Below are 22,808 nucleotides of genomic sequence, written 5' to 3' on the forward strand. Positions count from 1 at the left end.
GGCTGCCCGAGGAGCGCGAGCGGCCTCAGGTGCTGGCGCGCCGCAGCCGGCCGATGCGCTCGGCAACTTCGAAGATCACCATGCCAGCCACCATGGCTGCCACGAACACGGCCGCCTTCATCTCGCCTGAAGCCATGGAGACAATGCCCGGCCCTGGGCAGAAGCCTGCCAGGCCCCAGCCAGCGCCAAAGACAAGGCTCCCGAGCACCAGGCGCCTGTCGATGTGGTTCGACTTCGGCATGTGCATGGCTCCCCCCAGAAAACTGGTGGTCCGTTTGCGCGCCAGCGCAAACGCAAAGAAGCCCACGGCGATGGCGCCGGCCATGACGAAAGCGAGCGACGGGTCCCATGCGCCGAAGAGGTCCAGGAAGCCCAGCACCTTGCCTGGATCGGTCATGCCGGAGAGCAGCAGGCCCACGCCAAACAGCAGCCCGACAACAAATTCGATGATGCGTTGCATGTGCAGGCTCCTCACAACAGGTGGCGAACCACGAAGACCGTGGCGAAGCCTGCACCCATGAAGGCCAGCGTGGCCACCAGGGAACGGGGTGACAGACGCGACAGACCGCAGACACCGTGTCCGCTCGTGCAGCCCGAGCCGTAGCGCGTGCCCAGACCCACCAGCAGACCCGCGACCACGATGGTGGCGAAGCCGGTATCGATGCGCGGAGCCTGTGCAAAGCCTTCAGGCGCCAGCATGCCGTAGACCAATGGTGCCGCCAGCATGCCGAGCAGAAAGGTGATGCGCCAGCCCGCGTCGCCCGCCTTCGGCGGCAACAGGCCGCCCAGAATGCCGCTGATGCCCAGCACCCGGCCGTTGAGCAGGATGAACAAGGCCGATGCCATGCCCAGCAGAACGCCACCGGAGAGCGATGCCCACGGTGTGAAATGGGCCCAATCGATGTTCATCAACGGCGGCGATCCAGTGCCAGGATGGAGAGGCCCGCCGCGACGAAGGTGAGTCCCGCGCCGACATTGGCGAACAGCAAAACCCTGGGCTTGCGCATGAGCCACGTGGACAACCGGCCGGCAAAGCCACCGATCAAGGTGAAGATCAGCGCGGTGAGCACAGCGAAGATGGCACCGTACACCAGCATCTGCACCTGCACCGAGCCGCGGGACTCGGAAACGAACTGCGGGATGAAGGCGACCACGAAGAGCCCGGGTTTGGGGTTGAGCACGTTGGAGAGCAAGCCGGTGGTGAAGACCCGGCGCAAGGGTTGCCGGTTGGCCGGCGTGAACGAGATCAGGCTTCGGGAGGTGATGGCCTTGTAGCCCAGCCAGAGCAGATACGTCGCACCCGCGAGCTTGACGGCCCAGAAGGCCCACGGCGAGGTTTGAAGCACGAGCACCAGGCCCAGCGTGGCGGCGATGGAGTGCACCATGATGCCCAGCCCCGCTCCGGCGGAAGACGCTGCCGCGGCGGGCCAGCCCTGGCTCAAGCCCCGGCTGATGGCAAGGATGTTGTCGGGCCCGGGTGCCATGACGACGACCAGCACGGCGACAAGGTAGGGGCCAAGGACTTCAGGAGGAAACATGGTGAAAGGAACCTGAGGTTGCAGCGAAAGGCCAGCATATCAGTCCTTCTGCCTTTCCTCTTCCAGCCGGCTGCGCAGCACGCCGTTGATCTCCGCGCCAAAGATCAACGTGGTGGCGCTGATGTAGAGAAACACCAGCGTGGCCACCACGCCCGCAAAGCTGCCGTACAGCAGCGCCAGCTTTCCGGCGGTGCGCAAGGTGTACGAGAGCGCGGCCGCCGCGCCCACCCACATGGCCGCGCCCACCAGTGCGCCAGGCAGCACCGTGTAGATGCGTTGGCGGATGTCCGGCAGCCAGCCGTACATCAACGCGTAGAGCGCCACCAGCACCAGGTAAGCCAGGGCATAGCGCACGGCGTGGCGGATCCAGTGCACATCCGGACCTTCTCCCACGTTGTCGGCCAGCAGTTGCCATACATAGGGCAGGATCACCACCGAGCTGAACGCCACCAGAACGGCCGAACCCACGATCACCGTGAACAGCGTGACCTTGATGCGCGCCTTCCAGAAGGACAGGCCCCGTTCGATGCCGTAGGCGCGATTCAGTGCAGAACGGATCGCCTGCATGCCCGAGGACGCCGTCCACAACGTCACCACCACACCGATGGCCAGCAGCGCCTGGTTGCGCTGCGAGAGCACCTGGTCAATCACCGGTTGCATCACCTCGCGCACCAGTTGCGGTGCGTATTCCATCACCCGGCTCACCAATTGAGCCGCGTCACCCGGCTTGCCGATGTAGCCAGCCGAAGCCGACAGCAGGATCAGCAGCGGGAACATCGCCAGCACCGAGGAAAACGCCAGGCTGCCGGCCTGGTTCGCGCTCTGGTGAAGGATGTAGTTGCGAATGCCCCGAACGAGAACCCGCAAGCCCGGTGTGTTCAACGCAAAGTGCTTGACGCCGTCGCGGGCTTTATGGAGTCGGCCCATGGGAGCGGGCTTCGTCAACCGCACTTACTTGATGCGCCGACCCAGTGGCGTGAAGCGAAGCAGCTTGCTCAAGCCATCCCGCCCCGTGGCCGCACGGCCGACCAGTGCCGACCCAGCCAGCAAGCCGGCCGTACGCAGCAGAAACGACGGGCTCTTGCGTGTGATGGCCCAGGCCGCAATGCCGGCGCCCAGTACGAGCCAGTGCTCGCCGGGGGCGCTGGGACGCGCGTCGTCCAGGGCTTTGAGCTTGCGCACAGGGGTGACTTCGGGGGTTGCCGGAGCAGCGCGGCGTGTCCTCTCGACCATGATGGGGCTCCTTGGGGTTGGAAGCCTGCACCTTAGCTTCATACCGGAGCATTCGTTGTAGGACGGGCCCGCATTCGGTTGCCAATGGGCTCGGAGAACGGGTCAGCGCTCCCCGTCACACAGATCGGCGCGGCGCTCTCACCACCTTCTCGGCGATCAGGCGTTCGATGTCCGCATCGGTAAAACCGAGCTGACGAAGCACGGCCTGCGTATCGCCCCCGATCCGTGGAGCGGGTCGCAGAGGCGCCAGCAAGTTCTGCTGGAAACGCGCCGCTGGCTGGGGCTGTCGAACCAGGCCCACGGTCGGTTGATCCAGTTCAGCCAGCAGATTTCGGGCGACGATGTGCGCGTTTCCGACAATGTCTTTGCGCCGCAATATCGGCGCGCAGGGTACGTCGGCGGCGTCGAGCCGGTTCAACCACTCCTCGCTGCTCCGGTCCTTCAGCAAGGCGCCCATCAAGTTGATGCGCTCGGTGCCGTTGGCGGTGCGCGCCGATGGGGTAGAGAAACGCGGGTCGTCGATCAAGTCCGGCCGTTCGACCGCATCGCAAAAGCCTTTCCACTCCAGGTTCGAGATGGTGCCGGCCGTGATGTAGCCGTCGGCGGTCTCGAAGACCTGATCCGGTCGCAGGTTCGGGTCGGCGGTGGTCGCTTCCTTGCCCACCACGGTGTACTGCATCATCCCCTCTGGCCACAGGTAGGAAAGCATCGCGTCCAGCATGGCGACCTTGATGTGGTCGCCCAAGCCGGTCTTCTCGCGTGCATACAGTGCCGCGGAAATGGCCTGCGCCGTGAAGATCGCGCTCGTCTTGTCTGCGACGATGGTCCGGATCATGCGAGGACGACCGGTGACGGGTTCGGCCTGGATGTCCGCGATGCCAGACAAGGCCTGGACGATGGGGTCATAGACGCGCTTGCTGGCGTACGGACCGTCTTCCCCCACGCCGTTGATCGACACGTAGATCAACCGCGGAAAGCGTGACCGCAATTGATCCGCACCCAGGTCGAGCCGCTCCATGGCACCCGGCCTGAAGTTCTGCACCAGAACGTCGGTATCCTCGATCAGCCTGAGCAGAATTTTGCGACCCGCCTCCGACTTGGCATCCAGGGAGATGGAACGCTTCCCCCGGTTGGAGGAGACGAACAACGCCGAGAACTCGCCGGCCTCGTCAATGGGTTGTCGACTGCGCCGCGTGATGTCGCCGCCCAGCGGCTCGACCTTGAGCACGTCGGCCCCCTGATCGGCGAGGAACATCGTCGACAAAGGCCCGGACACGACGCCCGTGAAATCCAGCACCTTGACCCCGGTCAGTGGTCCGCTCATGGTCTTCTTTCGGAATAGGTTGAGTCATCAAAGGGCCAGACAGTCATTCGAAATGCCGCCAATGGCCCGAGTCGTAGCGCATGGCATCACCATCGCCACGGTTGCGGAGGAACGCGGCGCGATAAGTCTCGCGCGCCGTGGTGGTGCGCAGGTAGGACATCAAGTCCTGGCCCACCGGTATGCCGTACTGCGCCGCCCAGGTCAGGCAGGTGGTGAGCAGGATGTCGGCGATCGTGAAAGAGGAGCCGCACAGATACGGCCGACCGTCCTGCATGGCCTGACTCACGAATTGAAGCTGTTTCTGGAAATAGAGGGACGCCTTGCCGACGACTTCAGGCGCCGCGCCGTAAACCGCCTCAAGCTCCCTGTGTCGGCGCATCACATACAGACTGGTCGCATCCAGTTCGGTCATGAGGAAGAAGCACCACTCAAGCCAGATCGCATGCTCGTGAAGTCCTTCGGGAATCAGGGCACCGCGCGGACATTTCCGCGCCACGTAGGCCGCGATGGCCGCACTTTCTCCGATGGTGAAACTCCCATCCTGCAGCAAGGGCACCTTCTGGCGAAGGTTGAGTGCGGTGTATTCGGCCGTCTGCGTCTGGCCCGTGCGCGGAAGAATCTGCTCGCACTCGTAGGAGAGCGAGGCCTCATGAAGCGCCCAATGAGCCCGCATGGTCCGGCTCGTGCCGATTCCCCACAGGGTAAGTTCGCTGCTGTTGTTCACCATTTCTCCACGGACGGACGAAGATCGAGCTCATGGGTCCAGGCATCGCGGCTCTGATGATGAAGAAACCAGTAGGCCTCCGCCACGGAACGGGTGCTGAGAAGCGCATCGGCGGGTCGTTCGGCGGCATCCGCACCGCCTCTGGCTTTCAGAATGCGCCGGATCGCTTCGCTGTCCACGCCGCCATCGATGACGAGATGGGCAACATGGATGTTGCGCGGCCCGAGCTCTCGCGCCAGGGCTTGCGCCAGACCCCGCAAAGCGAACTTGGCAGAAGCGAATGCGGCGTATTCGGCGCCACCGCGCACACTGGCCGTGGCCCCGGTGAAGAAGATCGATCCGCGTTCTCTCGGCACCATGTGCTTTGCCGCCTCGCGGCCCACCACGAAAGCGGCCTGGCAGGCGAGCTCCCAGACGCGGTGAAAGAGTTTGGTCGATGTGTCCTCGATCGGCATGCGGGTGTTCGCGCCGCCGTTGAACAGGCACATGTCGATGCCGCCCATCGAAGACTGGACTTCATCGAAGAGACGAGCGACGCTCTGCTCATCCCTCGCATCCACAGCAACGGCTCTCACGTCGCCACCCTGGGCACGGAGTTCCTCGACCAGTTTCGCGGACTTCTCAGGTTCCCGTCGGGCAATGCAGACTGCATAACCGCCCATCGCAAAACGCCTTGCCACACCAGCGCCGATCGCATCGCCAGCCGCGACCAGCAGAGCCGTCTTCATTGAGTTCATGATCTCTTCTCCTCTTGCGTGTCAGTGAGCCCGCGAAACTTCCTGTTCGGCAATGTTTCGCAGCTCCGCCTTGAGAACCTTCCCCAGCGCGTTGCGCGGAAAGTCGTCGCGAAAGAAGACATGCTTGGGCTTCTTGTAGCTGGCGATCTTTTCTTTCGCAAAGGCCTGCACCGACTCCGCACTCAGATGGGCGTTCGCCTGCAACTGGATGAAAGCGACCACCGCTTCTCCGAAGATGGGGTCCGGCACACCCACCACTGCGGCGTCCGCGATGTCGGGGTGCTGCAGCAGCGTCTGTTCAACTTCCTTGGTGTAGATGTTGAAGCCGCCACTGAGCACCATGTCCTTCTTCCTGTCAACGATGTAGAGATAGCCCTGCTCATCGAACCGGCCGAGATCCCCGGTCCGGAACCATCCATCGGTGATGGCTTCTGCCGTGGCCTCCGGCCGACCGTGGTACTGCTTCATGATGGTGAAGCGACCTGGTGCACCGGCGCGAACCAGTATCTCGCCCACCTCGCCTTGCTGGACGCGGTCACCCGTCTCGTTCGTGAGCTTGACTTCGATGCCCGGTGAAGGACGGCCCACGGACGTGGGGTGGGAAAACTGTTCTTCGTGCGTCAAGCCGGTGACCGCACCGGCCTCCGTCATGGCGAAGAATGAACACAAGCGGACCTGGGGCAGCATCGCGGCGAGCTCCCGCTTCAACTCCACGGGGAAAGCCTCTCCAGTGACCAGCAGGTGACGCAGGCTGCGGGCGCGATCGGGGTGCGTCTTCAGCAGCGACAGCATCATGCGCCCCACAGTCGGCACCATGCCCAACACCGTCACGCCTTCGTCCTCGATCAGCTGGAGCGCGCTCTCGGCATCAAAGCGCTCCATCACCACCATAGTGGCACCCAGGCAGAGTGCATTGACCATGCGAGCCAGACCCGTCCTGTGGGCGAGCGGCGTGGTCACCAGGTTGATGTCGTTCTCGGTGATGCCCCATTGAACGGTGTTGGAGAAGCCGTTCGTGATGACGAAGTTCGGATGGGTGAGCACGGCACCCTTCGGCTTTCCCGTGGTGCCGGCCGTGTACATGATGACTGCGTCGTCGCAATCGACCGAAACGTCTGGAAGCTCCAAGGTGGATGGCTGCGCAAGGGATGCGTAGCTCACGCCGGGGGCCCTATCTCCGGAAACCGAGATCAAGGTCATCCGGCTTCCGGTCTCGAATCTCGACTGGAATTCTTCGGCCAATGAACCCTGGAGGGCGAGCATGGTGGCGCCGCTGTCGGCGACGAAATAGGCGAGCTCTTCGAGTGTGTTTCGCGTATTGACGGGAATCATCACGGCGCCCAGCGACCAAGCCGCGTAGGTGAGTGTCACGAACTCAATGCCGTTGGGCAGGTAGACGGCGATGCGGTCACCGCTCTTGAGGCCCAGCCTGTGCAGCCCGCGCGCCACATGGGCGATGGATTGCGACAGCTCCCGATAGGTCCAGCGGCACTCGCCCACCACCACGGCGGTCTTGTCCGGGGTCCGGGTGGCGTGCGCGTCGATAAAGGTGTTCAGGCGCATACCGGTCTCAGTTGAGGCTCTCGAACTTCTTGCCCTCTGCCACCAGTCTTTCCAGAAGCGCGGCGGGTTTCCAGAACAGGGGATCCTCTCTGGAGAATTCCTGCAGATCTGCGAGAACGGTGTCGAGACCCACCATGTCGGCATACTTCATGGGGCCGCCGCGGTAGCGCGGAAAGCCATAACCGGCCAGGAATGTGACGTCCACATCCAGTGGACGCAGAGCGATGCCCTCCTCCACGACCCGCGCGCCTTCGTTGATCATCGCGGCCATGTAACGGCGAACAATCTCTTCCGGCGTGAACTTGCGGGGGATGATGCCCTTCTTGTCGCGTTCTTCGTCCAGGATGGCCAGCACTTCAGGATCGGGTTGTCCGGTGCGCGCGCCTTGTGGATAGAGGTAGAAGCCACGTCCCGTTTTCTGGCCGAACCAACCACGCTCACAAAGGCGGTCCGCCACGTGGACGTAGCGGGCACGTGGATCTCGTGTGGCGGCACGCCGCTTGCGTGTTGCCCACCCGATGTCCCCGCCGGCGAGGTCGGCCACCTGGAACGTACCCATCGGGTAGCCGAAGCCACGCAGCGCTTCGTCGATCTCATAGGGGCTGGCACCGTCTTCCATGATGCCGTCCACCGCCTGCTTGTACACGGCCATGATGCGATTGCCGATGAAGCCATCGCACACGCCCGCCCTGACGGGTGTTTTCCTGAGCTTCCTGGCCAGATCGAACGCGGTCGCAACCACCTCGGCACTGGCCTTGGCAGGCACCACGATCTCGAGCAGCTTCATGACGTTCGCCGGGCTGAAGAAATGCAGGCCGATCACATCCTGCGGACGGCTGATGGAAGCCGCGATCGCATCGATGTCCAGAAATGACGTGTTCGTGCCGAGCACCGCTCCAGGCTTGCACACGCGGTCGAGTTCCTTGAACACCGCCTTTTTGGTTTCGATATCCTCGAACACCGCCTCAATGACGAGGTCGGCGTCCCGCACGTCTTCATAACGCGTGCTCGGGGTGTAGCGCGCCATGACGGCCGACTTGCCCGCTTCGCTCATGCGCCCCTTGGAAACGAGTGCGTCGTACACCTTCTCGACATTGGCCTGACCCCTGGCGATGGCCTCCGCGTCGCGCTCGACCATGGTCACGGGCAAGCCCGCGTCCAGCGCGGCCACCGTGATGCCCACACCCATCGTGCCGCCACCGATCACCCCCAGTGCCGATACCTTGCGTGGTGTCGCCGCCCGCGCCTCGGGCACCTTGGCCGTTTCACGCTCCGAGAAGAAGGCATGAATCAGGCCCGCACGCTGCGGGCTGTCCAGGCAAGCCAGAAAGGCCTGCCGTTCAAAGGCAATGGCCTCGTCGAACGGCAACTCCAGCGCGGCCTGCACCGATTCAACGATCTTCCCCGGAGAGAACAAGCCCCGCGACTTTTTCGCAACGTCCGCTTTCGCCGCGTCGATGGCGGCCTGAGCCTCCGCCGCGTTGGCCAGGCCGCCCGCGTCGCGCGCGCGGCGCACGACCAGCCCTTGGTCAAGCAACTCACGCACACAGGCCAGACCAACGGTCTCGGCGTTGTCCCCTTCAACCAGACGGTCCACGAGTCCGAGGTCGAACGCCTCCTGGGCCTTGACGTGCCGCCCGCTGAGCATCATGTCCAGGGCCGCTTGCGCACCAATGAGGTACGGCGTGCGCACGGTTCCACCCGCCCCCGGCATCAGGCCGAGCTGGACCTCCGGCAGTCCCAGCCGAGCGTCGGCAAGCGCAATGCGGTGGTGCGCCGCCATGGCAATTTCCAGACCGCCACCCAGCACTGCACCATTCAACACCGCCACGACGGGCTTGTTGCAGACTTCGATTCGCTTGCACAGCTCTGGCAGAGTGGGTGGCACGGGCGGTTTGCCGAACTCGCGAATGTCGGCGCCAGCAATGAAATTTCCTCCTTGCCCCACCAGCACAATGGCCTGCACCGAACTGTCGGCCTCAGCCTCCTCAATGGCCCGCCAAAGTCCCTTGCGAACGGCACTGGATAGCGCATTCACCGGCGGGCTGTCGAGGGTGACGCACACCACGGCACCGTGGCGGGCCGTGCGCACAACCTCCGCGGCGGCGGGCTGCGCGTTCTGAACGGCGTTGTTCATTCTTGGGAATCTCCGATTTGAAACAGGGTCTGAATGGGAATGACGTTCATCCGCGATCGACGCGCGTGAACACCAGAACCCGGAAGTTGTCTTCGGCCGGCGCAAACTGCGCCATCACCGTGTCGCCGATCTGCAGGCTCTGAGGGTCCTGATCCGCGACGAGGGCCTGCACCCTGGGGCCTTCGTCGAGTTCGACAAAGGCGATGGCCGCCTTGACCTCCCACTTCCTGACCGTCGTCAGCGTGTAGATCCGGCCTTTGCCGCTTGCCTCGATCCACGACGTTCGATCGCTGGCGCAAAACGGGCACAGCGGACGCGGATAGAAGTGGTTCTTTCCGCAGGCATCGCACCGTTTGATCAGCAGCTTGCCTTCAGCAGTCGCCTGCCAGAAAGGCGCACTGCTCGGGGCAGGTTGAGGTGCGGCAAAGACCGGAAGGCCCAGGGCTTCGAGCGTGTTGGTTGTCATGTCTTACTCCGCTGCCAGGATGGCGGTACCGGCCACGTGGTAGCTCGACAGCAAGCCCCCGGTTGCATGGGCCAGAACAATCGAGTGATCCTTGACCTGAACGGCCGGATGGGCTTCGCCGCGGCACTGCCGCACGGCCTCCAGGATCTTGGTCATTCCCCCTTTGTTGCCGGGGTGGTTGTTGCACAGTCCGCCACCGTCGGTGTTGAACGGCAACTGGCCGACACCGGAAATCAGGTTGCCGTCCTGTACGAAGCGCCCGCCCGCACCCTTGGCGCAGAACCCCAGGTCCTCCAGTTGCATGATCACGGTGATCGTGAAGCTGTCGTACAGCGAGGCGTACTTGATGTCCTTCGGCGTGACACCGGCTTCGGCAAATGCCTGCGCACCCGAACTGGCCCCGGCCGAGTAACTCAGGTCGATGACGCCGCCATGGTTGTGCTTGAGCGCCGACCCCGTTCCGATCACCTTGACCAAGGGGCGCCGCAACGTCTTCGCGATGTCGGCTCGGGCGACGATGAAGGCGCCGCCCCCATCGGAAACGACACAACAATCCAGCCGGTGCAAGGGGTCGGCCACAAGAGGCGAATTGACCACCTCCTCGACCGTGACCACCTGGCGCAGCAGCGCGTGGGGGTTGTGTTGAGCATGGTGAGAGGCGGCCACCTTCACCCACGCCAGTTGCTCGCTGGTCGTACCGAACTCGTGCATGTGGCGCCGGGCAACCATGGCGTAACCAGACACCGGACTTCTGGGCACGGGAGTTTGAAACTCCGACTCCGGCAGCTGCCGAAAATCGACACCGGCCAGGCCAGCGCCGCGAGCCCCCGCCACCGGTCGATCGGCCAGCGTCACGAGCGCGACGTTGCACTTGCCCAAGGCGATGGCCTGCACGGCGTGCTGCAAGTGCAGGACGTAAGAGGAACCACCGGTCTCCGTGCTGTCGATGTAGCGCAGGTTTGAGAGGCCGATGTACTCGGCCATGGTCATGCCGCCCATGCCGGGTGCGTCAGAGCCGCAGAAATACCCGTCCACGTCCTGCAGCGAAAGGCCTGCATCCTCAAGAGCCCCCCTGGCCACGTCGGCGTGCAACTGGGCCGTCGTGGTGTTCTCGGCCTTTCGCGTCGGGTGCTCGTAGATGCCGACGATGTATGCGCTGTCGCTCGCGTTCATCGGCTCGCGCTCCCATCGGAAGTTCTCGGAATCGGGCCCCTTTCAAGGCATTCAGTGAAGCAGATTGGGGGTCGAATGATGTCGCTCATGACAAGGTCTTGTGAAGGAATTTGGCGATCCTAGGTCTACGATCTCGATAAGTCGATAAGATGACCCGTATCTAAAATATCTTCACGGCAGATGAGACCAACATGACCACGGGCAATGCCTCTCGAATGGATCTGAACCTGTTGCGCGTCTTCATGGCGATCCATGAAGCCAGAAGCGTCGGAGGCGCCGCACAAGCGCTGAACATGAGCCAGCCGGGCCTGAGCACGGCGCTGGCAAGGCTGCGCAAGCAGATGGGGGACCCCCTGTTTCTGCGAGGGTCGTCGGGCATGGAGCCCACCAGCCGCGCCCGTGAGCTCGCCGATACGGTGCGCAACATCCTGCGGGCCATTGACCAGGAAGTCCTCGCGCCGCCCACCTTTGACCCAGCAACCTCGACCCGTGAGTTTCGTATCGCGTTGACCGACATCGCGGAGGGCATCTACCTGCCCACCGTGCTGCAGGCGTTGCAGGCCGGCTCATCGCACATCAGCCTGCGTTCTGTCTTCATGTCGCCACGCCAGCTCGAGGATGAGATGGCCTCCGGAACGGTCGATCTTGCCGTTGGCTATTACCCGGACATCAAGGGCTCGGCCATGATGCATCGGCGCATTGGCCTGCACTCGTTCGCCTGCATTGCCAACAAGCAGCAGCCCAAGCTGGGCGACCGGATGACGATGGAACAGTTCTCCAGTCTGCCTCACGTGGCGGTAGAAGCCACCGGGCGAAGCCAGGAGCTCTTTGACCGGTTTCTGCAGACCCGAAAGATATCCCGACACGTGATCTTGCGATCACCGCACTTCATGAGCGTGCCCTACATCGTGGCAGGCAGCAATGCCGTCGCCGTGGTGCCTCAGGCCCTGGCCGACTTCGTCGCCCACCATCCGCAGATCAGGCAGGTGGCACTGCCCTTCAAGCCACCGGTGTTCCAGTCCAACCTGTACTGGCATCGAAGCGCCCATGCCGACCCTGGCAACCAATGGCTGCGACAGGCGCTGATAAAGCGCTTCCCCATGCTTCGGGCTCGCGCGTACGACCGCAACGCGCGAGCCACCGAGCCGGGCTGACGCCTTGCATGGATTTGCACATACTGCGAATCGCTGTGGCCGATGAAGAAATCACCGGTCGCGAACTAGACTGACGCTCTCTTTATCCCCTGAGCACAGCCGATGAACTGGAGCAAACAAGGACAAGGCCCGGTGGTGGTTCTCAGCCATGCGTTGGCCCTGGACCGCACCATGTGGTCCGACGTCGCCGCATCCCTGGACCGCAACTTCACGGTGGTGTGCCATGACCATCGCGGTCATGGCGAGAACACTGCAGACGACGCACCTTTCACGATCGAAGACCTGGCTGACGACGCCGCTGCGATGATCCGCGAGGTCACAGGCGAGCCCGTGGTGTTCGTCGGTCTCTCGCTCGGGGCCATGGTGGGTCAGGCGCTCGCGACGCGCCACCCTGCCCTGCTGCGCGGTCTGGCTGTCATCAACTCCGCGGCTCACTACCCCAACCGCAGCATCTGGGACACGCGCATCAAGGCGGTGAAAGAAGGCGGCATGGCTGCGGTGGCAGACGGTTCGATCGATCGCTGGCTGACACCCGGATTCCGGCAGACGGCGCAAGGACAGGCCATGGCGACCCGTCTTCGAGAGGTGCTGCTTCGCACGGACCCCATCGCCTACGTGAGAACCTGCGAAGCCATTGCTGGCATGGATCTTCGTGCCGGCAATCGCCGCAGCGGCACGCCGACTCTGGTCATCGGTGGTCGCCAGGACATGGCCACACCCCTGCAAATGTCGCAAGACATCGCCGCCAGCATTGCCGGTGCACGGCTGGCCGAAGTCGATGCCGCGCACGTCAGCGCGGCCGAAGTCCCCGAAGAGATCGCACTCCTGCTGCGCCGCTGGATTCGAACCCTCGCCACCTGAGGGGCCAACCAGCCGACCTGTCGTTCCATGGACCTGAAGAGAGCGAACCTCGATCTCAACACACTGCGCGTATTCATTGCGGTGCACGACCTGCGCAGCGTGAGCGCAGCGGGCGTGGAACTCGACCTCAGCCAATCGGGCGTCAGCACCGCGCTGGCTCGCCTGCGGCTGCAACTGCAGGACCCGCTCTTCACCAAGACGGCCAACGGCATGGAGCCAACGGCCCGAGCGCGTGAATTGATCGGACCTGCTCGAAAAATCATTCACGACATCGAGTCACATCTGCTGGCGCCACTGGCCTTCGACCCCGCAAAATCGACCCGTGAATTTGTCCTGGCCTTGTCGGATATCGGGGAAGGCATCTACCTGCCCAGCGCCATTCGAAGCCTCTACCAGAAGCACTCAGGCATCACGCTTCGATCCCTTTACATGCCAGCGCGCCAGCTGGATGAAGCCATGGCCGCCGGGGAAGTGGATCTGGCGGCGGGTTACTTTCCCGACATCACCAGCAACCGGTTTCACATGCGGCGCATTGGCCTGCACTCCTTCACCTGCATTGCACGCACCGGCCACCCGCACGCCTCAGGCCGCCTGACCGCGCAGCAGTTCGCAGAGCTGGGCCACGTGGTGGTGGAGCCGCCGGGACGAAGTCAGGAAGTGTTTGAGAACTTTCTCAAGCTCAACCAGATGAAGCGGCGCATCGTGCTGCGAACGCCGCACTTCATGAGCGTGCCCATCATCGTGGCGGAGACCGACACGATCGCCGTGATTCCTCAGGCGCTCGGGGATTTCATCAAGGGCCATGGCGAAATCCAGCAGGTCCAGCTGCCGTTCGTTCCGCCGACCTTTGAAGTCAACCTCTACTGGCACCGCAGCGCTCACAAGGATGCAGGCAATCGCTGGTTGCGCGGCCTGTTGATCGACCAGTTCCCCGCCATCCGCGCCCGTGGGTATCACCGCAACGGGGTTTCCGAAACACCCGGAGATCGGGAAGAAGAACCGCCATCCGTCGCCGGAACGCAGCAGATCGCCACGGACGGGTGAACGGGCGGCGCTTCGTTCAATTCCGGGCGGTGTGTCCGCTCAGCGCCTGACCGGCATCGCGCCGCACCGCCAGGTAGCTGGGGATCGCGGCCGCGCCGATCAGCGCCAGTGCGTAGAACGCGATGGAGAAATCCTCTGCCGATGGAGAACTTCGCCCGGCCATTCGGCTGCTCCACGCCACCACCAGGGAGGCAACGGAGATGCCGATCGTGACCGACAACTGCTGCGCCATGGTGTTCAGCGTGGTGGCCGGGGCGACTTTGTCCATCGGCAGATCGGCATATGCAATGGCCGCGAGCGCATTGAACTGAATGGCCCGGACGAAACCCGCGAGGGCAGCCACGCCAGCAATGACCGGCAAACCCCATCCCACCCGAAACAGTCCGCAAAGAAAGAGCGCCGCCGCACAAAACACACCGTTGACGAGAAGCACGCGGCGAAAACCCCAGCGACGAAGCATCCAGGTCGTCTGTGTCTTGGTGAGGAAGGCCACGGCCCCCGTGGCCAACAGGGCCATGCCACTTTCCAGAGCGCTCAGTCCCAGCGACAGCTGAAGCATGAGCGGAAGCAGGAACGGAAGGGCACCGTAACCCACGCGCAACAGGGAACCTGCCACCAAAGAGATCCGAAAGGTCGCCGTGCTGAGCAAGCTGAAGTCGAGCAGCGGTGTGCTCACGCGCCTCGAACGCCTTGCATAGCCACCAAGTGCAAACACCAGCAACGCGCCAAACACCAGCCAGTGCAGCGTCGGCGTTCCATGACGCAGCATCTCAAGACCCAGGATGGCGCAGGCCAGCGCCACGGCCAGCAGCAACCATGAAACCACATCGAAGCGACCCGGCGTTTCGAGAAAGATCTGGGGGACATACACCCGCGCGCCCCATAGGACGGCCAGCCCGATCGGCACATTGATCAGGAAAATCCAGTGCCAGGTCAGCCAGGTGGTAAGCAAGCCACCCAGCGGAGGCCCGAGCAGCGGCCCCAGCATGGCCGGTGTGATCATCCAGGCCAGGGCCTTGACCAGTTCGGCGCGAGGGGTATTGCGCACGATCGCAATGCGCCCCACCGGCACCATCAACGCTGCGGCCACACCTTGCAAGGCGCGCGCCGCGCAAAGAGCGATCAGGTTGGTGGAAAGAGCGCACAACACGGAGCTGACAACGAACAGCGCCATGGCGCCCTGGAACACGGTGCGCGTCCCCCATCGGGAAGCCAACAGTCCTCCCACCGGAATGAAGGCCACGCCGCACATCAGGTAAACCGTCATCGTCAGATTCAGGTTCAGCGGATCGGTCTGGAAAGCGGTGGCAATGTCGGGAATGGCCGGCGCGATGATGGTCGCGTCCAGTTGCTCCATGAAAAAGGCGATGCCCACCACGATGGGCAGGCCGCGTTGCATCTGCGGCATGAGCGCGCGGTGTCAGCGCATCTCCGGCATCGAAAGTGGCTGCGGATGCAGAAGTACCGTGGTCTGGCTGGCAAGCAGAGGCCCCTCCTTCTCGCTTGCGGCCTTGGCGGCTTTCCATTGCGCATCGGCACCAAACGCAGCCCAAGCCGCCGTGCGGGATGCCTCGTCGGGAAATTCGGCCAGGTAGTACATCGCGTCCGGCTCGCTCGGATGCGTCCAATAGTGGCGGACGGTGATGCCCAGGCGGCTGAAGATGGGAAGGGTGACCGTCAGAAAACGGGCGCGCAATGCATCGGCCTTGTGAAGGTTTGCCTCGTAGCGCTTCAGTTCGTGAATCATGAAAAATTTCTTCCTTGGCAATCAGAAATCAAGCCGGTTGGTGGGTGGCCCATTCGGACCAGGAACCGTCGTAGACGGCAACCTCGGTGTTGCCGATCCGCTCCAGGTTCAGCGCGAGCACGCAGGCAGTGACGCCTGAGCCGCATGTGCAGACCACAGCCCGTGAGGGATCGATACCCGCCTGACGAAAAAGCGCCGCCGCCTCGTCCACACCGACGAACGCGCCGGTGGTCGCATCGACCAGCCGGCTCCAAGGGAGGTTCACACTCCCGGGGATGTGGCCGGAACGCAGCCCTGCTCGCGGCTCGGGCGCGTCACCGGCAAAGCGCGCAGCCGGCCGGGCATCGACCACTTGGGCGCCGGCTCGCACAGCCTCCCGCACCGAAGCCATATCGGCAAGGCGATGGGGTACCCGGCGCGCAGCGAAGGAACCCGATCCGCCGGTCTCGCGGCCTTGTTCAATCTTTCGGCCTTCGCGCGTCCATTTCGCCAAACCGCCATCGAGCACCCGGACGTTGTGATGTCCTTGTACCTTGAACATCCACCACGCCCGCGCGGAAGGCGACATGCCGGTGGCGTCGTAGATGACGACCTCGTCGCCGTTCGACACGCCGCAGGCGGCCGCGAAGGCAGCGAAATGGCTCTCGGACGCAAGCGTGTGCGAAAGCGGCGCGTCCGGCTGGGCGGCACCTTCCAGGTCGAACCGCCTCGCGCCCGGGATATGCCCGGCTTCGAATGCGACCCGGTGATCGGCGCCATCCATGGACCAGCTGGCGTCGAGCACCCGCAGGCCCGGTTCATGCAGGCGTCTGGCGAGTTCTTCGGTCGAAATCAGAGGATCCGTGCTCGCGCTCACTGGCCCACCTTGATGCCGGTGCGCTGCACAAAGTCTGCCCATTTGACAGTTTCCGCGGCTATCTGCTGGCCAAACTCGGCCGGAGAAGTCCCGCCGGGTTCCGCACCGATGGTGTCCATGCGCTTCTTCATCTCCGCCGAGGTCAGAAGTGGCCGCAACACACCGGCAAGCCGGTCGATGATCGCAGCAGGTGTGCCTGCGGGCGCGAGGATGCCGCTCCAGCCAGTCACCTCGTAGCCGGGCAATCCGGACTCAGCCATCGTCGGCAACTCCGGAGACTGGGCAAAGCGCTTGCTGCTGGTGATGGCCAGAGGGCGAAGCCTGCCGGACTTCATCCAGGTCAGCGCATCGGAGTAGTTGGCGAAGGTCAGTTGCACATCGCCCGCAGCAGCGGCCGCCACAGCCGGCGCGCCTCCCCGATAGGGCACGTGGACCATGTCGATACCGGCCATGTACTTCATGATCTCCCCAGAGAACTGGGTCAGCCCGCCGGCGCCTGCAAAGTTCAGCACACCGGGACGCGCCTTGGCGTACGCGATCAGTTCCTGAACATTGCGCACGGGCAGATCCGGATGGGCCATCAGCACCAAAGGATTGGTGTTGATCAACGTGATCGGCGCGAAATCCTTCACGCCGTCGTATCCGACCTTGTAAATGGACTGGTTAAGCGTCTGCGGTGCCGCCAGCGCGAGCAGCAGGGTGTACCCATCGGGCTGGCTGCGAGCGACGAATTCCGTTCCGAGGCTGCCGCTCGCCCCAGGCTTGTTTTCGATCACGACGGGCTGGCGCAAACTCTCTTGCAAACCCGGCTGGATGAGCCGAGCTACAAGATCGGCAATGCCGCCCGGTGCATATGGCACGATGATGCGAATGGCGCGCGAAGGCCATTCCTGGGCGTATGCCGGGCTGGCCAGGCCCAGCGTGGCCAAGCCCATCAACGCAGCGGCCTTGCGTCGGGAAATTCCATTGGTGCAGGGATCGTGGCTCATAGCGGGTACACCATCAACGTGTCCAGGAGGCGAGAGTCGAGCACCACCGAACGCTCGGCAAACAGGATGCCGCTCTCCGAAACCGACACCACGTCCTCGTAGCGGCCGGTGGCGAACAGATCGGTCTTGCCGGTGTACATGATGCGGAACACCGAGAAGCTCGAACGGACGGTGAAACGGCCTTCGAATTCCGGTTCCACGATCGGTCGACCGACCATGTGCCGGAACGTGTGGCTCTCGAAGATGTTGGCAATCTTCAGCGCCTTGATGCGGTCGTCCATCATGCCCCGCCCCTCGCACAGCACGATGCCGATGGGTCGATTCGCTTCGACGTTCTCGCGGGTGGTCACCCGGTAGACGCCGTCCTGCTCAAAGTAGGCACTCCAGTCGTCAACGCTGCCATCATCCAGCGTGTGGCAGTAGCGTTCCAGAAAATCGGCGATGGCGTCGAAGGGCGTGGTATTCATCGTGGTGGCAAAAACGGGTCGGGCGGTCATTGATCGAACCCCATGATGTTTCGGTAGCCATGCCAGAAGCCGCGCACCGCAGCTTCCGTGGCACGCGAGGATTCGTTGGATTCGGCTGTCACGCCACCCATTTCGATGAAAGCCGCCTTGTCGGGGCTTGAATGTGTACCGCGCTGCACGAATGAGTTGATGCATCCGTCTTCCAGAGCAACCAGGCCGGCAGCGCCAGTCAGGTTGGCCTGCATGATGCGCATCTTCTCCTGCACAGGCGTGTCGGTCTCATAGCCGAGGAACACCCAGTACAACTCCGTCTTGTCCACACCGCGTGGAACAAAGAAGCGAACCGCCAGCGAATTCAGTGTGAGTTGCAGCACCAACGTCGGAAAGATGGTCTGGATGCTGTGCGTGATCTGATCGTCAAACGCGTCCCACGCTTCCAGCAGCGCCGGACCTTCCAGCGCCGAATCGTATTTCGCCGAGTGCACCTCGGCGCTCTTGTACTCCTCCGCGGCCTGGAGCGTGGCGCGCTTGGAGTAGCTGATGTGGTGCCACTTCTTGTCGGACAACACGATGCCGCCATCCATGTCCAGCCGGTTGACCTTGAAGGTTGTGTAGAAGGTGTGCAGCAGCGTGGCGTGGTACGAATCGCGCACGTTCTCCGCATACAGCTTCCAGTTGTTGTGAATCATCTGGCTGTGGGTGCCCAGAATCTTCAGCGGATGATCCATGTTTCGCTTGAGGAAACTGGTGATGCGTTCACCCAGGTATTCCTCCAGCGCAGGCGTCTCATCTGAAAAGGTGCCGAACACGATGCCCGCGCAGGATGCCGTGCGAAGTGGTTGCAGGCGGTGCTTGGCAGGGTCGAAGTCGGCAGGCATGCCGCCCTTTCCACGCACGCCGTTCTGAAACGCCACACCCTTGAGCTTGCCGTCGAGTCCATAGTTCCAGGCGTGGTAAACGCAGGTGAGCGACTGGCGGTTGTCGTGGTCTTTCAGACACACGAGCGCGCCTTTGTGCGCACAGCGGTTGACCATGGCATGGATGTCGCCGTGTTCATCGCGGGTCACGATGACCGGGGTCTCTCCAACCCACGTGGTGCGGATATCGCCCTGCCTGGCGATCTCGGTTTCAAGACACAGGTAGTGCCATACCGGACCCCTGAAGATCTTTTCCTGCTCCATGGCATAGATGGCAGGGTCGGAGAAAACCTGGAACGGCACGCGGCTGACACCACCTTCGGGCCATTTGAGTTTTTTCATCGGCATCGCGACAGGCGAGACCGTGGCGGTACTTTCGCAGCTCGATTCTTGCTGCAGGCATGAGTTGGTTGTTTCCATCGAAAGGAGCCTTGTTGAGGAGACTTCAAATCCTAGGTTCAACCCTCCCCTTGGTCTACGAAGGACCGCGATAGTCAATATCGCAAGCGGCGATGGCCCGCAGCTGCGCGCCGCTCTCCCTCGAGATCCCCGCAGCGACGATCACATCGCCGTTGGCGATAAGGAGCATCGCCGAAGCTGGATTGACGCACCAAATACGCACCCTGATGATCAAGCGGCCTCGAACGTCGAGCCACTGAGTGCGAGGCAAAAACAAAAGAAGGAGACAAGATGAAACGCCGGGATTTCCACCGCACGGCTTTGGCCGCTGCCGCCTGTTGCATCGCGCCGCCGATGGTGCACGCACAGAATCGCTCACCGCTCAAGATTCAGGTTGGCTTCGCACCCGGGGGGTCAGCCGATGCCGTGGCACGCGCCCTGGGCGTGCGCCTGTCGCCCCTTCTGGGCCAATCCGTCATCGTCGAAAACCGGCCTGGTGCCGGCGGTCGAATTGGCATCACCGAACTCCGGCGCGCTCCGGCAGACGGCAACACTGTGTTTCTGACGCCGGCAGGCCCGTTCACGGTCTGGCCATGGCTGTATCCCGGCGACAAACTGGGGTACGACCCGGTGAAGGATTACGTGCAGATCGCCAGTGTCTCCAAGATGGACTTCTGCGTGATGATCAACATGCGCAACCCGGAGATCACTGACTTCAGGACGCTGGTCAGCTACCTGAAGCGCCACCCGAACCAGGCGAACTTCGCCAGCCCCGGGCCCGGCACCCTGCCCCATTTCGTGGGCCTGATGCTGGCGAACGCGCTGAACATGTCGCTCACACACATCTCTTACAAAGGCAGTGGCCCGGCGATGAACGACTTTCTCGGCGGGCAGTTCCCGATGATGACGGACACGCTCTGGGTCGATCGGCACAAGAGCCGCCAGCTGAAGATCGTGGCCACCTCCGGCGAACGCCGTTACCGTGAGCTGCCTGATGTGCCAACGCTCAAGGAACTGGGTGTTGATCTGGTGGTGGACCAGCATTTCGCCCTCTGCGCGCCAGCCGGCGTGCCACCGGACACCGTGCGCCGTCTGAGCGATGCCGTGCGCGAAGCACTCAAGGTGCAAGAGCTGCAGGACACGCTCTACGCCATCGGCCAGGAGCCTCACTACCTCGACTCGCAGGAAGTGACTGCGGTGCAGCGTGCTCAACACAGGTACTGGGAGAAGCCGATCAAGGCCTCCGGCTACGTTCCTGACTAACGCAGAACGCATGAGCAAACTCGGAAATCTTCGTTGCACTCAGCAAGCCGAACTTCCAGACTCCAAAACCCTCGCGGCCTTGAAAGAAAAGGCCCTCAACAAAGTTCATCACCCATGAAATCCCTGACCTCTTCCCTGTCTCCCCTCCTTCAACGTCGCACCGTGCTGGCGTGTGCTGCGCTGGCGTTCAGCGCCTTTTCCCATGCGCAGACCGACTACCCCAAAGCCCCCATCAAGATCGTGGTGCCCGCCGTTCCAGGTGGCTCGGCGGATGCGATCGCTCGCATCATTGCCGAGGAACTTGCCCCTGCCTTGGGTCAGCCGGTTCTGGTGGACAACCGGCCAGGCGCGGGCATGGTGATTGGCCTCACTGCGGTCGAACAGGCACCGGGTGACGGCTACACGATCGGCATCGGCCCGCGCGGTCCGATCGTGATTGGTCCCACGGTACCGGGAGGCCTCCCGTTTGATCCACGCGAACGATTGCAACCCATCGCCAAGATCGCCGGCGTGCCCATCGTGTTCGTGGCCAACGCGAGCACAGGCATCAAATCCGTCGCGGAGCTGATTGAGAAGAGCAAGGCCAATCCGGCCGGACTAAATTTTGGTTCTCCGGGGCAATACACCAGCCACCGCATTGCCGTGGAACTGGTCGGTGTCAAGACGACCGCCCGCTTCACACACGTGCCCTACAAAGGCGCTGGTCAGTCCATCGTGGACGTGCTGGGAGGGCAGATCCCTTTTGCGGCTTTGGACCTCACGGCGGTTGAGCAGCACATTGCCGCGGGCAAGCTGAATGCGTTGGCCGTGACCAGTCGTCAGCGTGCCACGCTCGCGCCAGCCATTCCCACCCTCATCGAGCAGGGACAGGCGATCGACGTGGATTCATGGCTCGGGGTGTTCGCGCCCAAGGGAACGCCAAAGGCCGTGGTGGATCGCCTTTCTGGTGCACTCGAAGCGGCATTCAAGCGCCCGGATACCCAGCAGAAGCTGCGCCGCGTCGGACTTGAGCCGGACTTCGAAAACGCAGACCGTTTCTCTCGCACCGTGGACAGCGACATCAAAGCATGGCGCGAACTGCGCCCTCAGGCGCTGCCGGAACTGCAGAAGTAACAACGCTGTTGACCGTTCTCAACGCCGGGCCATCCACGCCTCCAGCGGCCACCTTGTCTTGCCGCTGAGCGCGGCGGCGGCCCAAGCCAGCAACCACAGCCCCAGGCAGAAGAGCACGGTCTGCACCGTGGTCAGCGCGAGGGCAAGGCCCACGCCTGAGAACAGGGCCATGCAGATCAGCCCGTGTCCCACATAAAGCGTCAGCGTGCGCTGGCCGAGCGGGCTGAGCCAGTGGCACCAGCGCGCCCTGCCTCCGGCGGACGCCAGCGCCAGCACCATGATGTAGAAGGCCGTCATGGGCAGGGAGATCACTTCGGCCAGCACTTCAAGCAAGGGGTTGATGGGGTCGACCGGCGGCATGGTCGCGTAACCCCATCCGTACACCCAGCTCAATGCCAGCACCGGCAGACCAAAGCGTTTCAGTCCGCGCATCAACACAGGCCGCCAGCGGCGGTGCGTCAGCAGCCTCAGGCGCGCGGCGGCCACGCCGCAGGCCATGCAGAAATACAGCACCGGCGCCGACACCACCGCGGCCGACACCTGCGCCACCAGATAAGAACTGGCGTTCAGCCTCAGGAACTGCCCAACCCCGGAAGCACTGGACAGCGACGGACCATCCACCACCAGCGGCAGGTCCGACAGGTTGAAGATCAGGCCGATCAGCACCAGCTTGGCCACCACGGCAAACACCAGCGCGATTCGCAGATGGCGACGAAACCGCTTCCACGGCAGGTGCAGGCGCCCCAGCAACTGCCGGCCCACCAGCGCATACATGGTGAGGATGTCGCCCAGGTAGATGAACACGCCGTGCACCACACCCAGGCCCAGCAGGCGGCGATGCCGCACCACACCATGCCGCAGCGCGTCGTCCCGCGAGCGCTTTCGGGCCGACATCCAGAGCCCCATGCCGAACACGAATGCGAGCAAGGGGTAGCCCTTGCCCTGCAACAGGCCCGCCACGAGTCCCTGCGTGACGGCGGCCCAAGTGCTGTCGGCGGGAAGGCGCAAGCCCAGCTGCGGGCCCACCGGCGTGAGGGCATAGCCCAGGGTGTTCACCACCAGCACGGCCACCAGCGCGAGGGCGCGCAGGGCATCCGGCAAGG

Annotated in this window: 24 protein-coding genes; 5 read left to right on the plus strand and 19 right to left on the minus strand. The window is 63.3% G+C overall.

The annotated features are described in order from the left end of the window. Positions 1-25: 25 nt before the first annotated feature. The 12 genes from ACTIF6_RS06180 to ACTIF6_RS06235 all read right to left on the minus strand — a co-directional run bounded on the left by ACTIF6_RS06180 (position 26) and on the right by ACTIF6_RS06235 (position 10,895). On the minus strand, positions 26-460 hold the full coding sequence (locus ACTIF6_RS06180; RefSeq protein WP_439587129.1) for a DUF6691 family protein: 435 nt from the start codon (positions 458-460) through the stop codon (positions 26-28). A gap of 11 nt (positions 461-471) precedes the next feature. Continuing rightward, a complete protein-coding gene (locus ACTIF6_RS06185) occupies positions 472-909 on the minus strand; it encodes a YeeE/YedE family protein (RefSeq protein ID WP_439587130.1) in 438 nt (145 codons plus the stop codon). Then, positions 909-1,538, minus strand: a complete 630-nt coding sequence (locus tag ACTIF6_RS06190; protein WP_439587131.1) for a LysE family translocator — start codon at positions 1,536-1,538, stop codon at positions 909-911. The genes ACTIF6_RS06185 and ACTIF6_RS06190 overlap by 1 nt, the downstream gene beginning before the upstream one ends. 39 nt (positions 1,539-1,577) lie before the next feature. After that, positions 1,578-2,465: a YihY/virulence factor BrkB family protein gene (locus ACTIF6_RS06195; protein WP_439587132.1), complete on the minus strand. Its 888-nt coding sequence runs from the start codon at positions 2,463-2,465 to the stop codon at positions 1,578-1,580. 24 nt (positions 2,466-2,489) lie between these two features. After that, on the minus strand, positions 2,490-2,771 hold the full coding sequence (locus ACTIF6_RS06200; protein ID WP_439587133.1) for a hypothetical protein: 282 nt from the start codon (positions 2,769-2,771) through the stop codon (positions 2,490-2,492). Between the two features lie 115 nt (positions 2,772-2,886). Then, entirely contained in the window at positions 2,887-4,095 is a 1,209-nt protein-coding gene (locus tag ACTIF6_RS06205) for a CaiB/BaiF CoA transferase family protein (RefSeq protein ID WP_439587134.1), read from the minus strand. Between the two features lie 43 nt (positions 4,096-4,138). After that, positions 4,139-4,822 (minus strand): glutathione S-transferase family protein, encoded by a 684-nt coding sequence (locus ACTIF6_RS06210; protein ID WP_439587135.1) that lies wholly within the window; start codon positions 4,820-4,822, stop codon positions 4,139-4,141. Beyond that, entirely contained in the window at positions 4,816-5,556 is a 741-nt protein-coding gene (locus ACTIF6_RS06215) for an SDR family NAD(P)-dependent oxidoreductase (protein WP_439587136.1), read from the minus strand. Before ACTIF6_RS06215 ends, ACTIF6_RS06210 begins: the two co-directional genes overlap by 7 nt. 21 nt (positions 5,557-5,577) lie before the next feature. Beyond that, positions 5,578-7,119 carry a class I adenylate-forming enzyme family protein gene (locus tag ACTIF6_RS06220; RefSeq protein ID WP_439587137.1) on the minus strand — a complete coding sequence of 514 codons (1,542 nt, stop codon included), beginning with the start codon at positions 7,117-7,119 and terminating at the stop codon, positions 5,578-5,580. A 7-nt stretch (positions 7,120-7,126) separates the two neighbouring features. Further along, positions 7,127-9,256, minus strand: a complete 2,130-nt coding sequence (locus tag ACTIF6_RS06225) for a 3-hydroxyacyl-CoA dehydrogenase NAD-binding domain-containing protein (protein ID WP_439587138.1) — start codon at positions 9,254-9,256, stop codon at positions 7,127-7,129. A gap of 46 nt (positions 9,257-9,302) precedes the next feature. Then, positions 9,303-9,722 carry a Zn-ribbon domain-containing OB-fold protein gene (locus ACTIF6_RS06230; RefSeq protein ID WP_439587139.1) on the minus strand — a complete coding sequence of 140 codons (420 nt, stop codon included), beginning with the start codon at positions 9,720-9,722 and terminating at the stop codon, positions 9,303-9,305. A gap of 3 nt (positions 9,723-9,725) precedes the next feature. Further along, complete coding sequence (locus ACTIF6_RS06235; protein WP_439587140.1) at positions 9,726-10,895, minus strand: thiolase domain-containing protein; 1,170 nt, start codon at positions 10,893-10,895, stop codon at positions 9,726-9,728. Between the two features lie 191 nt (positions 10,896-11,086). Between ACTIF6_RS06235 and ACTIF6_RS06240 the strand changes: the two genes are divergently transcribed. The 3 genes from ACTIF6_RS06240 to ACTIF6_RS06250 all read left to right on the plus strand — a co-directional run bounded on the left by ACTIF6_RS06240 (position 11,087) and on the right by ACTIF6_RS06250 (position 13,954). Further along, positions 11,087-12,049 carry a LysR family transcriptional regulator gene (locus tag ACTIF6_RS06240; protein WP_439587141.1) on the plus strand — a complete coding sequence of 321 codons (963 nt, stop codon included), beginning with the start codon at positions 11,087-11,089 and terminating at the stop codon, positions 12,047-12,049. A gap of 102 nt (positions 12,050-12,151) precedes the next feature. Next, a complete protein-coding gene (locus ACTIF6_RS06245; RefSeq protein WP_439587142.1) occupies positions 12,152-12,910 on the plus strand; it encodes an alpha/beta fold hydrolase in 759 nt (252 codons plus the stop codon). A 27-nt stretch (positions 12,911-12,937) separates the two neighbouring features. Continuing rightward, entirely contained in the window at positions 12,938-13,954 is a 1,017-nt protein-coding gene (locus tag ACTIF6_RS06250) for a LysR family transcriptional regulator (RefSeq protein WP_439587143.1), read from the plus strand. 16 nt (positions 13,955-13,970) lie between these two features. On the opposite strand, the gene ACTIF6_RS06255 is transcribed toward ACTIF6_RS06250, so the two are convergent. From ACTIF6_RS06255 to ACTIF6_RS06280, 6 genes are read right to left on the minus strand one after another with little or no spacing between them, the layout of a single operon-like run. Continuing rightward, positions 13,971-15,362, minus strand: a complete 1,392-nt coding sequence (locus ACTIF6_RS06255) for an MFS transporter (protein WP_439587144.1) — start codon at positions 15,360-15,362, stop codon at positions 13,971-13,973. Positions 15,363-15,374: 12 nt separating this feature from the next. After that, positions 15,375-15,701 (minus strand): NIPSNAP family protein, encoded by a 327-nt coding sequence (locus ACTIF6_RS06260; protein WP_439587145.1) that lies wholly within the window; start codon positions 15,699-15,701, stop codon positions 15,375-15,377. A 28-nt stretch (positions 15,702-15,729) separates the two neighbouring features. Next, positions 15,730-16,557, minus strand: coding sequence for a sulfurtransferase (locus ACTIF6_RS06265; protein ID WP_439587146.1), 828 nt, complete (start codon positions 16,555-16,557; stop codon positions 15,730-15,732). Further along, on the minus strand, positions 16,554-17,546 hold the full coding sequence (locus tag ACTIF6_RS06270) for a Bug family tripartite tricarboxylate transporter substrate binding protein (RefSeq protein ID WP_439587147.1): 993 nt from the start codon (positions 17,544-17,546) through the stop codon (positions 16,554-16,556). Before ACTIF6_RS06270 ends, ACTIF6_RS06265 begins: the two co-directional genes overlap by 4 nt. Continuing rightward, positions 17,543-18,043, minus strand: coding sequence for an aromatic-ring-hydroxylating dioxygenase subunit beta (locus ACTIF6_RS06275; RefSeq protein WP_439587148.1), 501 nt, complete (start codon positions 18,041-18,043; stop codon positions 17,543-17,545). The genes ACTIF6_RS06270 and ACTIF6_RS06275 overlap by 4 nt, the downstream gene beginning before the upstream one ends. Continuing rightward, on the minus strand, positions 18,040-19,272 hold the full coding sequence (locus tag ACTIF6_RS06280) for a Rieske 2Fe-2S domain-containing protein (protein ID WP_439587149.1): 1,233 nt from the start codon (positions 19,270-19,272) through the stop codon (positions 18,040-18,042). Before ACTIF6_RS06280 ends, ACTIF6_RS06275 begins: the two co-directional genes overlap by 4 nt. Positions 19,273-19,620: 348 nt before the next feature. On the opposite strand from ACTIF6_RS06280, the gene ACTIF6_RS06285 reads away from it, so the two are divergent. Together ACTIF6_RS06285 and ACTIF6_RS06290 are read left to right on the plus strand one after the other, a co-directional pair. Next, entirely contained in the window at positions 19,621-20,592 is a 972-nt protein-coding gene (locus tag ACTIF6_RS06285; protein WP_439587150.1) for a tripartite tricarboxylate transporter substrate-binding protein, read from the plus strand. A gap of 114 nt (positions 20,593-20,706) precedes the next feature. Next, positions 20,707-21,705, plus strand: a complete 999-nt coding sequence (locus ACTIF6_RS06290; RefSeq protein WP_439587151.1) for a Bug family tripartite tricarboxylate transporter substrate binding protein — start codon at positions 20,707-20,709, stop codon at positions 21,703-21,705. A gap of 18 nt (positions 21,706-21,723) precedes the next feature. Here the strand turns inward: ACTIF6_RS06290 and ACTIF6_RS06295 are convergent, their stop codons facing one another. Further along, entirely contained in the window at positions 21,724-22,806 is a 1,083-nt protein-coding gene (locus ACTIF6_RS06295) for a DUF418 domain-containing protein (protein ID WP_439587152.1), read from the minus strand. Positions 22,807-22,808 lie beyond the last annotated feature (2 nt).

The sequence above is a fragment of the Hydrogenophaga sp. genome, assembly GCF_051860785.1.
Classification (GTDB): domain Bacteria; phylum Pseudomonadota; class Gammaproteobacteria; order Burkholderiales; family Burkholderiaceae_C; genus Hydrogenophaga.

Excerpts from the sequence above, each read along its gene's own strand:
- ACTIF6_RS06240 (WP_439587141.1), top strand. The coding sequence starts at position 11,087 with ATGACCACGGGCAATGCCTCTCGAATGGATCTGAACCTGTTGCGCGTC.
- ACTIF6_RS06210 (WP_439587135.1), bottom strand. The coding sequence starts at position 4,822 with ATGGTGAACAACAGCAGCGAACTTACCCTGTGGGGAATCGGCACGAGC.
- ACTIF6_RS06200 (WP_439587133.1), bottom strand. The coding sequence starts at position 2,771 with ATGGTCGAGAGGACACGCCGCGCTGCTCCGGCAACCCCCGAAGTCACC.
- ACTIF6_RS06290 (WP_439587151.1), top strand. The coding sequence starts at position 20,707 with ATGAAATCCCTGACCTCTTCCCTGTCTCCCCTCCTTCAACGTCGCACC.
- ACTIF6_RS06280 (WP_439587149.1), bottom strand. The coding sequence starts at position 19,272 with ATGAAAAAACTCAAATGGCCCGAAGGTGGTGTCAGCCGCGTGCCGTTC.
- ACTIF6_RS06215 (WP_439587136.1), bottom strand. The coding sequence starts at position 5,556 with ATGAACTCAATGAAGACGGCTCTGCTGGTCGCGGCTGGCGATGCGATC.
- ACTIF6_RS06205 (WP_439587134.1), bottom strand. The coding sequence starts at position 4,095 with ATGAGCGGACCACTGACCGGGGTCAAGGTGCTGGATTTCACGGGCGTC.
- ACTIF6_RS06285 (WP_439587150.1), top strand. The coding sequence starts at position 19,621 with ATGAAACGCCGGGATTTCCACCGCACGGCTTTGGCCGCTGCCGCCTGT.
- ACTIF6_RS06245 (WP_439587142.1), top strand. The coding sequence starts at position 12,152 with ATGAACTGGAGCAAACAAGGACAAGGCCCGGTGGTGGTTCTCAGCCAT.
- ACTIF6_RS06225 (WP_439587138.1), bottom strand. The coding sequence starts at position 9,256 with ATGAACAACGCCGTTCAGAACGCGCAGCCCGCCGCCGCGGAGGTTGTG.
- ACTIF6_RS06185 (WP_439587130.1), bottom strand. The coding sequence starts at position 909 with ATGAACATCGATTGGGCCCATTTCACACCGTGGGCATCGCTCTCCGGT.
- ACTIF6_RS06255 (WP_439587144.1), bottom strand. The coding sequence starts at position 15,362 with ATGCCGCAGATGCAACGCGGCCTGCCCATCGTGGTGGGCATCGCCTTT.
- ACTIF6_RS06195 (WP_439587132.1), bottom strand. The coding sequence starts at position 2,465 with ATGGGCCGACTCCATAAAGCCCGCGACGGCGTCAAGCACTTTGCGTTG.
- ACTIF6_RS06260 (WP_439587145.1), bottom strand. The coding sequence starts at position 15,701 with ATGATTCACGAACTGAAGCGCTACGAGGCAAACCTTCACAAGGCCGAT.
- ACTIF6_RS06270 (WP_439587147.1), bottom strand. The coding sequence starts at position 17,546 with ATGAGCCACGATCCCTGCACCAATGGAATTTCCCGACGCAAGGCCGCT.
- ACTIF6_RS06275 (WP_439587148.1), bottom strand. The coding sequence starts at position 18,043 with ATGACCGCCCGACCCGTTTTTGCCACCACGATGAATACCACGCCCTTC.
- ACTIF6_RS06235 (WP_439587140.1), bottom strand. The coding sequence starts at position 10,895 with ATGAACGCGAGCGACAGCGCATACATCGTCGGCATCTACGAGCACCCG.
- ACTIF6_RS06180 (WP_439587129.1), bottom strand. The coding sequence starts at position 460 with ATGCAACGCATCATCGAATTTGTTGTCGGGCTGCTGTTTGGCGTGGGC.
- ACTIF6_RS06230 (WP_439587139.1), bottom strand. The coding sequence starts at position 9,722 with ATGACAACCAACACGCTCGAAGCCCTGGGCCTTCCGGTCTTTGCCGCA.
- ACTIF6_RS06250 (WP_439587143.1), top strand. The coding sequence starts at position 12,938 with ATGGACCTGAAGAGAGCGAACCTCGATCTCAACACACTGCGCGTATTC.
- ACTIF6_RS06220 (WP_439587137.1), bottom strand. The coding sequence starts at position 7,119 with ATGCGCCTGAACACCTTTATCGACGCGCACGCCACCCGGACCCCGGAC.
- ACTIF6_RS06190 (WP_439587131.1), bottom strand. The coding sequence starts at position 1,538 with ATGTTTCCTCCTGAAGTCCTTGGCCCCTACCTTGTCGCCGTGCTGGTC.